This is a genomic window from Tolypothrix bouteillei VB521301 (assembly GCF_000760695.4).
Lineage (GTDB): Bacteria > Cyanobacteriota > Cyanobacteriia > Cyanobacteriales > Nostocaceae > Scytonema > Scytonema bouteillei_A.
The window spans coordinates 7,798,352-7,811,596 of record NZ_JHEG04000001.1; the positions used below are offsets into that span (position 1 = coordinate 7,798,352).

A 13,245-nucleotide genomic window follows, 5' to 3' on the forward strand; every position below is an offset into this window, starting at 1 on the left:
GAGAGATCGGGGAATGTTAAATGAGGAATTGACTAGTTGAGATAACGATTAATAATCAAAGTCGTTACCCAAGCCGCCAGCACCTGGTGCGGTTGGAACATTATCCTTCGGTTCTGGTTTGTCAACTACAATTGCTTCGGTGGTGAGCACCATGCCTGCAATTGATGCTGCATTCTGCACGGCGGAACGAGTTACTTTGGCGGGGTCAACAATCCCAGCGTCAAACAAATCTACAAACTCGCCCGTTGTTGCGTCGTAACCCACATTGAAGTCCTTTTCTTTTACCCGCTCCGCAATGACTGCACCGTTTTGACCTGCATTTTCTGCAATCCGTTTCAAAGGAGCAGCCAGTGCCCGAGATACAATTAACGCCCCCGTTAATTCTTCACCCACTAGGGTAGACTTTGCCCATTCTTCCAAACCAGGAGCCAGATGTGCCAGCGTCGTGCCACCACCAGGAACAATACCTTCTTCAACAGCAGCTTTGGTAGCGTTAATGGCATCTTCCAGACGCAGTTTGCGATCTTTGAGTTCGGTTTCAGTAGCAGCGCCTACCTTAATAACTGCAACGCCACCTGCGAGTTTCGCCAAACGTTCTTGCAACTTCTCTTTGTCATAGGAAGACTCGGTTTCTTCAATTTGCCGACGGATTTGCTCTACTCGAGCTTTCACACCTTGCTCGTTACCTTCGGCAACAATGGTGGTGCTATCTTTGGTGATAGTAACCCGACGAGCTTTACCGAGTTGCTCAAGTTTGGTGGCATCCAACCTCAAACCAGCATCTTCCGTAATCAATTGTCCTCCCGTAAGAATGGCAATGTCCTCTAAGATAGCTTTACGGCGATCGCCAAATCCAGGTGCTTTGACAGCAGCTACATTCAGCACCCCACGCAAGCGGTTAACAACCAAAGTTGCCAAAGCTTCTTTTTCAATATCTTCAGCAATAATCACCAGGGGTCTGCCTTGACGCGCCACTTGTTCGAGAATTGGTACTAAATCTTGTACCAAAGCGATTTTCTTATCGGTTAACAGAAGGAAAGGCTCATCCAGTACTGCTTCCAATCTCTCAGCATCCGTTGCAAAGTAGGGAGAAATATAGCCCTTGTCAAAGTTTAACCCTTCTGTCACTTCTAATTCGGTGGTGACTGATTTGCCTTCTTCTAAAGAAATCACCCCTTCACGGCCAACCTTATCTAATGCTTCGGCAACGAGAGCGCCTACGACTTCATCGTTTCCGGCAGAAATAGCAGCAACTTGGGCAATGGCTTTGGAGTCTTCAACGGGACGTGCATGTTCTTTGATCTTATCTACCAAAAAACCTGTGGCTTTATCGATACCACGCTTGAGTTGAATGGCGTTTGCACCAGCTGCAACGTTTCGCAATCCTTCTTTGACAATGGCGTGAGCCAAAACAGTTGCAGTTGTAGTGCCATCTCCAGCTGCATCATTGGTTTTGGAAGCGGCTTGGCGGATTAATGACACACCAGTGTTTTCAACATGATCTTCCAGTTCAATTTCTTTAGCTATAGTGACTCCGTCATTAACAATTTGAGGAGCACCAAACTTCTTCTCCAAAACCACGTTACGACCTTTAGGACCGAGAGTCACAGCAACTGCTTCAGCTAGAATGTCAATTCCTTTTTCTAAAGCACGACGAGCATTTTCGTTGTAAATGATGCGCTTTGCCATAGTAATTCAAGTTCTCTCTATAGTTTGTAAATCAATCGATTGCAACTGTCGTCGGTTGTCCGTCATTCGCTATTTGGCTTGTGGAATACAGAATCGCCAATAACTCATGACTGTTGACTATGAAACAACTGCCAGAATATCCTTCTCAGATAACAGGACATACTCTTCCGTACCTAGTTTGACATCGGTTCCAGCGTACTTGGCGTAGAGAACCTTATCGCCAACTGCAATATCAATTGTCTGACGGGTACCGTCATCGTTGCGCTTGCCAAGACCAACTGCAACAATTTCACCCACCTGCGGCTTTTCCTTAGCACTATCAGGCAGAAGAATGCCGCCCGCTGTTTTCTCTTCGGACTCACTGACTTTGATAAAAACCCGATCGCCCAGAGGCTTAACAGTAGATACGCTCAACGTTATAGATGGCATATAAAATTCTCCAAATTCACAAATTAAGGTAAACGAATGAGTGTAATTAGGCTATGAACTGGTGCAGACGGATATTTGCTCAAGGGGAAATTAAGCCAGCAGAAAGAAAATTCATCATGGGTTGTGTTTCGCAAATGTAACACTAGGTGAGGACAATTGTTTGATGAAACCAACCTGATGAATAGCGAGCAATGTTAGAAATTGCTAGTAACTCAAATTTAAAGACCAGTAAATCTATCGGAATACTGGTTTTTGGTATATTAAGTATGATGTCATATAGTCTTGTAAAAATCAAGCAGCATAGAACAAGAATTAGCACTTGCCTTTAGCAAGTGCTATATAGGGTCTAAAAAGTCGGCTCTTGCGTACTTAACGTGCTAAATTGATAGGATAATGCCAAGCTAATAAAGCTCTAATCTCAAAATTACGAAAATTTTTAAATCCAAATCCACTTCTCTTGATTAACTTCAATTTATTATTGATTCCTTCTACTACTCCACTGGTAGTCCCTCGGTCAAAATATCTGACGATTTCTCCAAACCACCGTTGAATTGTCTGTACACTTTTTTGATAATATGGTTCAGCTTTCTTTTTCATGCAAATTTAATAGTTCGGTCAAGACTCTTTTCATAACTGATTTTTCTGAGAATAGAGATAATGATCTTAACATTTTAGCACGTTAAGTACGCAAGAACCCTGAATTTTAAAGATTTGTTTTATTTATCGACCATTAATGGACAAGGGTGAAAAAGCGTCTGGTGAACCTCTTCTTGCCTGCCTTATCCGACATATCTACCAATGAGTTGGTTTCTTTTGACGCCATCGAGTTAAAGTTGTTGCCCAACAATCGGGTGCGAATTTGGGCTAAGGCCGACCTAAGCAACGGCGAACTAGTGCCAATCAGCCTGAGTGCAACCATAGCCATTGAGCGGCGATGCCGCCTTGCTTTCTGTTGGCATTTTGTTGAGAAGAAGCCAGTACTGGCTAAAGGTCTTCACCATCTGCTCTAGGGTATATATTCCTATAGGCTTAATTAGGTAAGAGTTAGCTCCTAATTCGTAAGAAGAGTTGATATCGCTATCGAGTTCGGAAGAAGTTAGCATGACGACCAACAAGTGTTTTAAATGTGCCTGTTGCTGTATCCATTCGAGGACTTCAAGACCTGAACGCTGAGGCAAGTTAATATCTAACAGCATTAAAGAAGGCATTGGATACTGTTGGCGGTTTGCGTATTCACCCGCAGCGCTAAGATAGCTGACTGCGGCATCACCATCATGGACAATCCGAACAGAATGAGTTAAATTCACCTTCTCAAAAGCAAGTTGAATAAAGAATGCATCAGATGGACTGTCTTCTACTATTAAAATTGTGGAATTGTCAGAATACATAATTTTCTGCAATGATTTTATCTTCGCAAAAGCTTTTCTTATAAGCTTTTTATCTGTTACTAATGGTTGCCTTATTTACGCCGCGCTGTACTAGTACTCTGTCAACTCAAAATTGACGAGTGAAAAAACCACGTTTGCAAAGCGTGTACGTTCGCGTAGCGTGTCCGTAAGGACATAGGACATAGACACGAAGAGCACGAAGGAAGAGAAAAAAAGAAGAATTTAAAGATTGCTCCAAGAGCGCAAAGTTGATGTGACAGGCCACTAGGCAAGACTGTAGTCGGGTAGCAGGACTACGTTCTCCCCTTCTTTATCTCAAGCCTAAGCGCTCAGATGCTAGGTTTAGAGCGCTACAGCAACTTTATCCCTTAGTAGTGAACTGTTCCGTCGGGCATCTTTGCTCCACTCAATCCTGTACCCCTCATATTTGCCCCTGCAATTTCTGCTTCGCTTAGGTCTGCGTTATCTAGATATGCCCCATCTAAGTCTGCCCCATCTAGCTTTGCCCCCTTTAAGTTGGCTTCACTCAAATCTACTCCTCTGAGATCTGCTCCCCTGAGGTCCGCGTTACTTAAGTCTGCTCCCTCTAAGTTGGCTCCACCTAGCTTGGCGCAGCTTAAGTCTGCTCCACTGAAATTTGCGTGCTTCAAGTTTGCCCCACTCAAATCTGCATTAACCAATTCTGCACTTACCAGGCACACGTCAATCATTCTTGCATCAGCTAAGGAAGCTTCATTCAGTTTTGCCTGACTTAAATGTGCAGCAGTTAGGTCTGCCCCTCTTAAGTCTGCGTGAATCAAGTGTGCTCCTATCAGGTGTGCCCCAACCAAATTTGCATTAGTTAAGCACACATGAACCAAGTTTACGTTGCTAAAGTCCCGTTCTCCTAATGCGTATCGTCTCAAAAGTTCCTGAGTATCCATATCTTTTGTTTCCTTAAATTTCGTTAAAAGATTTTGTCAATAAGTTTAGTAATGGTCTGTCACATCAGCTAGTCAACGGTATTCAGTCTGATAATCGGTTGCTGTGGCTCCAACAACTTAGGCTTGTTGAGCAAAGCTTTAGACTGGGTGATTATTTGCTACAGTTCTAGGCTTTGGATGGTGTTTTTCTTCCGCATAAAATTTCCCTCTGATGATTACCTACATAAACTGACATACAATACCTCTCGAACCTAATAGGGTGTAGAGATTTAGATCCGGGAAGGCGTCTATGGCAATGTGTCTATGGCGTAGTCACTTAGCCGAAAGTATTTCTCTTTAGTTGTATCATAGCATGGAATATTTAATTACGCTTGTAAAATCGAGCGACTAACCAATTCTACCCATGAACTTTTTCCAAATTTTGGTACCGCTTGCCTCCTACTTTTGGGTAGACAAATAAAAAATAACCTCCCCAAGTTTGAGTGGAGACGAACGACTTCAGATGAGCGGTGCTCCTTTATAAATCCCCTCTAATAACTCCTCTTGTTTTGCCTCTTACTTAGTCAGCCTTTCTTCTGATTGCTTAATGTGCTTCCCCATTTTCCCCAGGAGATATTTTTACAACAAATATTTGGGTATTAGACTATAATTAAGTTATCAGAAATTCTTTCCGGCTATGTGATTGGACTTATTAATAAACTCCTCTCCGAATCGGAATTTCTATATCCTTTGATTCTGGAGATTTTTTATGTCAATTTATGTGAGTAATCTATCTTCTAATTTTGAAGAAAATGACCTCAGGCAGATATTTTCCGAACATGGGTTTGTTAAGAAAATTCAAGTATATATAAACCAGAAAACTAGCGTAAAGAAAGGATTTGTCGTTGTTGAAATGGAAACGGGTGCTGAAGAAGCAGCAGCAATTCGGGAGCTAAGAGGTACTCAGTGGATGGGACGCTACCTCAAGGTTAATAGAGCTAAAACTGAGTACACCATTTCATAAATTCGTGTAAATTTAACGATAAGTGAGTCCCACTGTCTTTTGTAAAATCTGTATCGGACAACAATACAAAGGAGATAAAAAATGCCAGATTTCTTAAATAAATCGAGCGAATTACTAACTCATAGTATCACTGATAACAGCCAAGAAAATACAACTACATATACCTGGCAATCTATGTGGAGTCATCATAGTTGTCCTTGCTGTTCATACGGGTTACTCCGTCATATAAGTCATGGTGATATTTACTGGCGTTGTAGCCATTGTTATCAAACAATGCCAGTTTGGGACATATCTAAGTGCAGAACTAGCTCCGCTAGTTCTGCTCCTCTGCATGAGTTTCAAGACAAACATCCATATGAAATTTGGTAACTGAGCGAGAAAACTAATGTTTGACTTTAACACCTTAACTGAATTCTCAAGCACTTACTGCATTGGCATTTGTGCCTTTTTAATTCCAGTGAACCTGCTTGCTACCTCATCAACAATAATTTTTACACTGTTGGATCGTCCGGCTATTCATATCTGGCAAACGGCTCTCATTGCCAGTATCTTTGCTTTATTGATGATACTGCATGTATTTGCTTGGTTTATGATGGGAGTAGTTATGGCTCCCACGTATATTTTATTGGGGCTAGGCAGCGTCTGTCTGTTTGCCAATTTAGGCACAGTTCTCAAGAGACAAACGTGCAATTTTTATTGGGAAATCTGGGCAAAGTGCTGGGAAACTAAGCACTGAATGCCAGAGTAGAGCAAGCCCAAACTGCCGCAATGCCGGCTCTTGTAGCCGCGATAGTGCAAGTAACGATTGGGCCGCAGTTCTACCTAAACACAACTTTTTTAGCTAAACCCACAGTATTTAAAGTTTTAATCGCCCACCAAGTGACATCAATTTCCCACCAATGCACTCCCGAAGAAGCCACATTTGGGTGAGCGTGGTGGTTGTTATGCCAACCTTCTCCATAAGTTAAAAGCGCTGCCCACCAAAGATTACGAGAGCCATCATCAATAGAGAAATTACGATATCCAAAGCAGTGAGTTGCTGAGTTAATCAACCAAGTACTATGCCAAAGCAATACCGACCTGACAAATATGCCATAGAGCACAAAATTCCATCCACCCAAAACATGCAACAGCAGCCCTAGAGGAATTTGAAGGAGCAAGAAGTTGCGATTTAACCAACGGTAATAGAGGTCACGCTCAAGGTCTGGTGCAAATTTTTTATAACTTGAGTAGTTGAAAAACTCGGAGCGTGGGTACAAAAGCCATAGCATATGGCTCCACCAAAAACCCCGTGCTGCTGAATAAGGATCTTTCTCTTCATCTTCAGTATGGGCGTGATGCAAACGGTGCGTTGCTACCCAAAAAATAGGTCCTCCTTGAAGGGCAAGCGCACCAATAGTAGTAATAATGTATTCCAACCACTTCGGCACCTGAAAACTCCGATGAGTTAAAAGTCGGTGATACCCCAAACAGATACCAATGCTACCCAGTAACCAGTGCAGAAATAGCATGACTCCCAAAGCTGACCAAGAAAAAAACCAGGGAGCCGATAGAGCTACGGCGTGAATTGCACCAAAAAAGGCAACACTTATCCAACTGATAGCAAGGCGATCCTTACTCTCAGAGACAGTTGATTGTATTGTCATAAATCATTCCTTAAATTTTATTTGCCATTCTCTTCATCATAGATGCCACTATATTCAAGCCACCTTTACTCAATGGGAGAACTTGATTTTTAGCAAGTCTGTATTCACGAATACAACGAAAAGCCCTCAGTTCCAGTACTTGAACACAGGCATCAATGCTCGAGCGTATTGCGATTAAGCTGATTTACGGTAGACTGTTGTACTAACAAAATATGTCAGATCTGTTGTGAAACCTTGTAGGATAGATTATTTAGATAAATTGACATAAATTGTATCCGAAATCGCAGGGTGTTGAGATAAGAGGTTTCGGAGAGAAACTTGTCTTGACCAAAAGGTAAAAGCCTGTCAATACTAAAAACAAACGCTGCCACCTAATTTTTTCTCATTTACTATCATAGCACAGAATTACTCACTTTGGGCTTGCTCTACTCCGGCATTCAGCGCTTGGTCTGGTGTACTGTAGCAACCGAACAGGCACGAATCAAAGTCGGCAATGGGGACTGGGTTGCGTTCTAATACGTAATGAATGGCAATCACGTAGGAGTATTTTTTTTTAAGTAGAGGATGGGGATGCACCGCCACATACCACGGTGTATGAGTCCCAAACTCAGAAAGAGTGCCTATTTTTTCAAGGATTGGTTTGTTCATTGTCTCCTGAAACTTTCTTCGCTTTAGTTGCAAAACGCTGTCTTAAATAACCTAACTGTTCGGGGGGTAGAAGTGCGAGCGGAAAAAAGTTAGCTTTAACTGGGACAGCAGTAACGTACTACATACAGTAGATATCATTCAACCATAGCCCGATTTTTCTGTTGTTTTCACTAACTCAAGAGGGACAAATAATTGTAGGTAATCTTCTGGCGGGAAGGGAGTAGCTGAAATATTAAGTCTTAAAATATAGCCATAGTTCTACAAAAAGTTTCTATGAATTCATTCTTTAAGTAGATGTTGAAGGAAATAGAAAATAGTTAGTGTTTTGAGGAATTAACTTATGAACAACTCATAATTTTTGACTTACACGATAAGACAAATTTATTAAAACTTCATAATGATTTGATTGAGATGTATAGAGAGTTACTATACAACCTCGTTAGTTCGGTCATAAGACCTCTTTCGTAAATGCTGGATTTGGATTTGAATGGTCGATTTTTGCGTCGCATAATCCGATTTTTGTAAAAAGTTTTATGCATCCGCTTGTACCACAATCGACCAAAACTGCACTTAGAATCTTAAAAAGAAGGAGCGTATGAAAACACTGTTGCTCTACCCCCAATTTCCCCAGTCCTTTTGGTCTTACGATCGTGCGATGGAAATGGCAGGACTCAAAGCAGCCATTCCGCCCTTGGGCATTATTACCGTTGCAGCACTCCTAAGAGAAGATTGGGAAATCAGATTTTATGACCGCAATGTCAGCCTAGAGACAGACGCAGATTGGGAGTGGTGCGACCTGGTTATTCTCTCTGCTATGCTGGTGCAGAAACCGGATTTCCACGCCCTAATTCAAAAAGCAGTGCGGTTAGGCAAGAAGGTGGCAGTAGGTGGACCTTACCCCACGTCTGTGCCGCAAGATGCTCTTGACTCTGGGGCGCATTACCTGATCCTGGATGAAGGAGAGATAACGGTTCCGCAGTTCCTCGAAGCGATCTCTCTTGGGCATGCCCAAGGAATCTTCCGCTCCACCCAGAAACCAGATGTCACGACTAGCCCCATACCCCGCTTTGACCTGCTTGAGCGCGATGCCTACTTTATGATGGCGATTCAGTTTTCTCGCGGTTGTCCCTTCAATTGCGAATTTTGTGACATCATTTCCCTCTACGGTCGCAAACCGCGCACTAAAGAACCTCTTCAAACCTTAGCAGAGTTGCAAACCCTCTATGATTTAGGCTGGCGGGGGTCACTCTTCATTGTCGATGACAACTTTATTGGGAATCAGCGCAATGTCAAACGCCTCTTACGAGAATTGATTCCTTGGATGAAACAACACAACTATCCTTTCACCTTCATGACCGAAGCCTCTGTGAATTTAGCAGAAGATGATGAACTGCTAGAGCTGATGGTAGAAGCAGGATTCTATGCTGTCTTTCTCGGCATTGAAACTCCCGACCAAGACAGTCTCGTCGTGACGCGCAAAATGCAAAATACACGTAACCCGCTAGTAGAAGCCTGCCGCAAGATCAACGTTGCGGGACTGCTAATTTATGCAGGGTTTATCCTCGGCTTTGATGGAGAACGCTCCGGTGCGGGTGAACGGATTCAAGCCTTTGTTGAACAAACTAGTATTCCTCAACCGATGCTAGGTATCCTCCAAGCCTTGCCCAACACTGCCCTCTGGAACCGACTCCAAACAGAACAGCGTTTAATTGAGGGCGTCGGCGTCACGGCTACGGGAGACCAGAATACCCTCATGAATTTTGTTCCCAGCCGCCCCATTGCCGAAATTGCTAGAGAGTATGTTGAAGGCTTCTGGACATTGTACGAACCCGCGAACTATCTGAGGCGATGTTTTCAGCAGTGCCTCAATATTGTTCCTCCGGCAAGGCGAACACAAACCATGCAACTACCCTTGGGTAAGGAGTTGCGACTTATTGCCCAGTTAGTCTGGCATCAGGGCTTACGACGACCTGACATTCGAGGGCAGTTTTGGCGACAACTATGGACGCTTCTGCTGAGAAAGCCCCAAGTTCTTAATATGTATTTGGCGCTATGTATTGCGGGAGAGCATTTTTGGGAGTACCGAATTTTAGCCAGAGAACGGATGACTCAACAGCTAGGCTACGATCCACTATCCGTCTCTGTACTAAGAGAGCTTGAACCAATGCTTGTCAGGAACAGTAGGTGTTGAGGACAGCAAAACATCTCAGGCTTGGATGGCTCCTCAATCAGATGGCGTTTGCTAGTTACCGTAAACTGTCATGCTGGTTTAATCTTGTAGAGATAAGACCAGCATCTCTTCGCTAAACCTCCGCTCGGACACCAACAGTGGGTGAGGAGGATAGGGGAACAGTAGGCTCGGCAGCCCACCATAGCGCAACAGCGGGAACCACACCCAACAAAACACTCATTATTGTGGGAATCCAGAACTGGCTGTCGAGTTGACTAATTGTGATGATGGCTCCGAAGGCAAAGTTAACCAGGTAGATCGAGAGCGGAACCCACAGTTGAGTACGGCTCAGTCTAGTCAAAGTGTCACGCCAGAAAAGCGTTGCTACGGACATGAAAAGCGCTCCGGTTCCTAACCAGCCGAGCAAGTTGCGGTAGGGCATACCAAAGAACTGTCCCAGCTCAAGAAATTCCCAGAAGGGGTAAGGGGTCTGGCTCATGGCAGGGTCTAAGACCAAGTCCCAAGCGGTAAGGAGAATGGCACCCAGGGCGATCGCCCCCAACTGCTTGACCCAACCATTAACCCCCATAGCCTCCAGCCCAACTCTCGCCAGTAGATAGGCAGACATCCCCAAATAAAACCAGGACAACGGAACAGTGAATGGTACCAATCCGGCAATTTTGTAACCTAAACCGCTCAAATAGTGATAATGACCAAACGGAAAGCCTGTGCTGGTTCCCAGCAGTTCACTACATAGTGACAAAAGCACGCTTGGCAGCATAAACCCCAGCCAATTTCGCCAGCCCAGTACTCGGCAAGCATAAATCGCAACAGTGGCGGCTCCCAACAGAATGTAGACAACGCCACCGACCACCATGCTCCAGCCAAACACTATTTGACCAATGGGCGGTAAGGTCGCAATCAAAGCAGGATTGGGCAATACAAACAGCAGTCCTGCCAATCCAAACACCAGTGACAAAATGTGAGCAAGGAGACAGAGGCGCTCAACAGTAACCAACGGCTTCATGAAGACTCCTTATAAAGTGTCGCACTGTAAACAATGAGGCTGTTTTCGTTTCAACTTTAGAGTTATGAATCAATCCATGATGATTATGCCTTAGAAGGCAGTTTGACCTTTTGGGCTAAGCCGAGGGTTAGGTAAAAACCTAGAAAAATTAGGACGACTGGTGAGTAGAACTACTTACCTGCAATTGATGGAGCACTCGCCCGATTCATAGGTCCGATAGCCAAAGATGATGGTGCTCTTTTCTAGTTTTCATAGAACAGACGTATTATTCTCGTGACAAAAATTAGTACCAACAATCTATAATAGCTCTAGTCAAAATTCATCCTTCTGTAGAGTTAAATCATGTTCTAAATAAATGTGTCAAATTAAACATAACATCTTCACAATTGCTTAGTTTTCTGCTGGATTGGTGCTTCAAGTCTTTACTTGTTGATTTTTTTTGAAATTGTCACACTTAAACTTAATAAATCAGCGAATGTTATTTATGCTCTAACGTTGTAGCCTAGCACTACAACGTTGTTTTCGTCAGAAGGGCGCTGATACCCAAACCACGTCCACTATTACTAGCAAAGCCCCACTCAGAATAAACTTTCAAGCGTTGGCGTACATGAGTTACCCTGTTAAAGCAGGATTTGCATTTGTTGTTCTTTTAAGACTAACTTATCCCAAATTACATGAGTATCTATGCGTTGGGTGAGGTCGTCTAGTTGAGTTGGAACGTGATTTTATCAAACATTTGAGGGTAGTTTTGGCTCGCTCAATTATTCATAAAAAACTATTGTTCGCAATTCAATACTCTGACGTGGTGGGGTATCCAGAGGGCTTGTGGGAGCGTTAAATCCGGTATGAGCAGCAAACTTTGCCCTTCCATCCTCTGCGGAGTCAAAACACTTAATAAATAGTGCTTCATCTGGCTGTAGGGGAGGTCAAGGAAAAAACGACTATCTGTGCTCATTGGTTATATCCTTCGTTCAAAAGTTCAGACAATTTCCAATTGCTAGGCTAGAAGGGGTTAGAAACAAAGATTGAGTATAATCTATAACCGGATACCCGCTTGTTTCATCAGGGGTAGGATGCGATCGCCAAAAAATTCTAGGTCTTCCTTAAAGTCAAAAAAGCTCAATTGCAAGCCGTTTACTCCAGCTTTTTTCAACTGTACGAACTGCTCGACCACCTGCTCGGGCGTACCGATCACCTCAATGTTCCCACCAATAGCCCGACGTTTCGGTGCGTCTATACCCCGGCGACCCTTCCAAGCATGGGCGTCGCTGTCAAATCTGCTAAAACCTAAAGGTGCATCTGAGTCAGCGTGGGCGACTATAGCATCGTGATAGGCCCAGGTTTCGCGTTCAGTTTCCCGACTGATTACCATAGGATTGAGGAGCGTTAAAACTTCGCGTCCAATATCGCGTGCTGCTTGCTTGACTCTTTGTGTGTGTGCGGGTAGAGCCTCAATAGCACTGGCGAAGTCCGAACCTCCTGGGCTAGTGATAAACACAATGTCAGAATAACGTGCAGCGAAGGATATGCCTGCGTCTGAACCTGTAGCGTTAACAAGCACTGGACGACCGTATTTCGGTTTCGGTGTAACGAAAGCACCGTTAAGTTTCCACGAAGACTTCCCCTCAAATGAGAAATTCTCGTCGTCACCCCACAAGCGTTGCAGCACTTCGATGAACTCAGCTGCCAGTTCATAGCGGCGATCGTGCTCGATACGATCCCAACCAAACATCTCATGTTCGATAGCACGGTGTCCGGTCACCACATTGATGCCCCAGCGACCCCCTGATATATGATCGAGCGTTGCACCATACTTAGCTAAATGCAATGGATGGATTGGTCCGTACAACACGTGAATGGTTGATATCAGCAGGATCTTCTGTGTCAAACTTGTTAGGGCTGCTGTCGTCATAAAAGAGTCCAGAGCTTGGCCGTTGAACACACCACCATAGCCACCTTTGGGTAGCCACTGTGAAAGTGCAAATACCAAGTCAAAGCCCAAAGCCTCAGCGTGTAATACTAGAGCCTTATTATATTCAAAGCTCCAGTCAGTCGTGCGTGGTAATTTAGAAGCACTCCAACCACCTGCCTGAATTGGCAGAAATAACCCCAGTAATACAGGCTGCTGCAATGCTTGAGAGAGGGGGCTCAGGGGATAGTCTGTCGGGGCTGCAAAGCGATCCCAACCGACAATCGAACCGGGGCAGTGGCTAAGGGTCATCGTTCAAATTGTGCGTACAGATGGTTAAACAAAGTTTTTATACCAAATTGAAAAAAGAATGCAACAGATGGTTGAGTTAAAATTAAATCTTGGCAAAGCTT

Annotated in this window: 13 protein-coding genes and 1 pseudogene; 4 read left to right on the forward strand and 10 right to left on the reverse strand. The window is 43.9% G+C overall.

Features of this window, described 5'->3' with window-relative positions; translation table 11 throughout:
- Positions 1-48 precede the first annotated feature (48 nt).
- The 5 genes and pseudogenes from groL to HC643_RS31975 all read right to left on the reverse strand — a co-directional run bounded on the left by groL (position 49) and on the right by HC643_RS31975 (position 4,429).
- Positions 49-1,689 carry a chaperonin GroEL gene (gene groL / locus HC643_RS31950; RefSeq protein ID WP_038074309.1) on the reverse strand — a complete coding sequence of 547 codons (1,641 nt, stop codon included), beginning with the start codon at positions 1,687-1,689 and terminating at the stop codon, positions 49-51.
- Between the two features lie 117 nt (positions 1,690-1,806).
- Positions 1,807-2,118, reverse strand: a complete 312-nt coding sequence (gene groES, locus HC643_RS31955; RefSeq protein WP_038074307.1) for a co-chaperone GroES — start codon at positions 2,116-2,118, stop codon at positions 1,807-1,809.
- A gap of 369 nt (positions 2,119-2,487) precedes the next feature.
- A pseudogene (locus tag HC643_RS31960) lies at positions 2,488-2,694 on the reverse strand (transposase); the annotation flags it as partial.
- 314 nt (positions 2,695-3,008) lie between these two features.
- Positions 3,009-3,506, reverse strand: coding sequence for a response regulator (locus HC643_RS31970; protein ID WP_050046619.1), 498 nt, complete (start codon positions 3,504-3,506; stop codon positions 3,009-3,011).
- A 368-nt stretch (positions 3,507-3,874) separates the two neighbouring features.
- Positions 3,875-4,429, reverse strand: coding sequence for a pentapeptide repeat-containing protein (locus tag HC643_RS31975; RefSeq protein WP_038074303.1), 555 nt, complete (start codon positions 4,427-4,429; stop codon positions 3,875-3,877).
- Between the two features lie 748 nt (positions 4,430-5,177).
- Here HC643_RS31975 and HC643_RS31980 point away from each other — a divergent pair.
- The 3 genes from HC643_RS31980 (at position 5,178) to HC643_RS31990 (ending at position 6,168) form a co-directional block, all read left to right on the forward strand.
- The gene (locus HC643_RS31980) at positions 5,178-5,432 is read left to right on the forward strand and encodes an RNA recognition motif domain-containing protein (RefSeq protein WP_038074300.1); all 255 of its coding nucleotides are present in this window, start codon (positions 5,178-5,180) and stop codon (positions 5,430-5,432) included.
- 81 nt (positions 5,433-5,513) lie between these two features.
- Positions 5,514-5,801 (forward strand): hypothetical protein, encoded by a 288-nt coding sequence (locus HC643_RS31985; protein WP_202048676.1) that lies wholly within the window; start codon positions 5,514-5,516, stop codon positions 5,799-5,801.
- Between the two features lie 16 nt (positions 5,802-5,817).
- A complete protein-coding gene (locus HC643_RS31990) occupies positions 5,818-6,168 on the forward strand; it encodes a hypothetical protein (protein ID WP_050046618.1) in 351 nt (116 codons plus the stop codon).
- Positions 6,169-6,250: 82 nt separating this feature from the next.
- Here HC643_RS31990 and HC643_RS31995 read toward each other — a convergent pair whose 3' ends face one another.
- Positions 6,251-7,078: an acyl-CoA desaturase gene (locus HC643_RS31995; protein WP_038074297.1), complete on the reverse strand. Its 828-nt coding sequence runs from the start codon at positions 7,076-7,078 to the stop codon at positions 6,251-6,253.
- A gap of 405 nt (positions 7,079-7,483) precedes the next feature.
- Positions 7,484-7,726 carry a hypothetical protein gene (locus HC643_RS32000; RefSeq protein WP_038074294.1) on the reverse strand — a complete coding sequence of 81 codons (243 nt, stop codon included), beginning with the start codon at positions 7,724-7,726 and terminating at the stop codon, positions 7,484-7,486.
- Positions 7,727-8,321: 595 nt separating this feature from the next.
- Here HC643_RS32000 and HC643_RS32005 point away from each other — a divergent pair.
- A complete protein-coding gene (locus HC643_RS32005; RefSeq protein WP_038074291.1) occupies positions 8,322-9,917 on the forward strand; it encodes a B12-binding domain-containing radical SAM protein in 1,596 nt (531 codons plus the stop codon).
- Positions 9,918-10,029: 112 nt separating this feature from the next.
- Here the strand turns inward: HC643_RS32005 and cruF are convergent, their stop codons facing one another.
- From cruF to HC643_RS32020, 3 genes are all read right to left on the reverse strand, one after another.
- Positions 10,030-10,923 (reverse strand): gamma-carotene 1'-hydroxylase CruF, encoded by an 894-nt coding sequence (gene cruF, locus HC643_RS32010; RefSeq protein ID WP_038074288.1) that lies wholly within the window; start codon positions 10,921-10,923, stop codon positions 10,030-10,032.
- Between the two features lie 775 nt (positions 10,924-11,698).
- Entirely contained in the window at positions 11,699-11,878 is a 180-nt protein-coding gene (locus tag HC643_RS32015; RefSeq protein WP_153021427.1) for a hypothetical protein, read from the reverse strand.
- Positions 11,879-11,959: 81 nt separating this feature from the next.
- Positions 11,960-13,144: an LLM class flavin-dependent oxidoreductase gene (locus HC643_RS32020; protein ID WP_038074285.1), complete on the reverse strand. Its 1,185-nt coding sequence runs from the start codon at positions 13,142-13,144 to the stop codon at positions 11,960-11,962.
- Positions 13,145-13,245 lie beyond the last annotated feature (101 nt).

Excerpts from the sequence above, each read along its gene's own strand:
- groL (WP_038074309.1), bottom strand. The coding sequence starts at position 1,689 with ATGGCAAAGCGCATCATTTACAACGAAAATGCTCGTCGTGCTTTAGAA.
- groES (WP_038074307.1), bottom strand. The coding sequence starts at position 2,118 with ATGCCATCTATAACGTTGAGCGTATCTACTGTTAAGCCTCTGGGCGAT.
- HC643_RS31970 (WP_050046619.1), bottom strand. The coding sequence starts at position 3,506 with ATGTATTCTGACAATTCCACAATTTTAATAGTAGAAGACAGTCCATCT.
- HC643_RS31975 (WP_038074303.1), bottom strand. The coding sequence starts at position 4,429 with ATGGATACTCAGGAACTTTTGAGACGATACGCATTAGGAGAACGGGAC.
- HC643_RS31980 (WP_038074300.1), top strand. The coding sequence starts at position 5,178 with ATGTCAATTTATGTGAGTAATCTATCTTCTAATTTTGAAGAAAATGAC.
- HC643_RS31985 (WP_202048676.1), top strand. The coding sequence starts at position 5,514 with ATGCCAGATTTCTTAAATAAATCGAGCGAATTACTAACTCATAGTATC.
- HC643_RS31990 (WP_050046618.1), top strand. The coding sequence starts at position 5,818 with ATGTTTGACTTTAACACCTTAACTGAATTCTCAAGCACTTACTGCATT.
- HC643_RS31995 (WP_038074297.1), bottom strand. The coding sequence starts at position 7,078 with ATGACAATACAATCAACTGTCTCTGAGAGTAAGGATCGCCTTGCTATC.
- HC643_RS32000 (WP_038074294.1), bottom strand. The coding sequence starts at position 7,726 with ATGAACAAACCAATCCTTGAAAAAATAGGCACTCTTTCTGAGTTTGGG.
- HC643_RS32005 (WP_038074291.1), top strand. The coding sequence starts at position 8,322 with ATGAAAACACTGTTGCTCTACCCCCAATTTCCCCAGTCCTTTTGGTCT.
- cruF (WP_038074288.1), bottom strand. The coding sequence starts at position 10,923 with ATGAAGCCGTTGGTTACTGTTGAGCGCCTCTGTCTCCTTGCTCACATT.
- HC643_RS32015 (WP_153021427.1), bottom strand. The coding sequence starts at position 11,878 with ATGAGCACAGATAGTCGTTTTTTCCTTGACCTCCCCTACAGCCAGATG.
- HC643_RS32020 (WP_038074285.1), bottom strand. The coding sequence starts at position 13,144 with ATGACCCTTAGCCACTGCCCCGGTTCGATTGTCGGTTGGGATCGCTTT.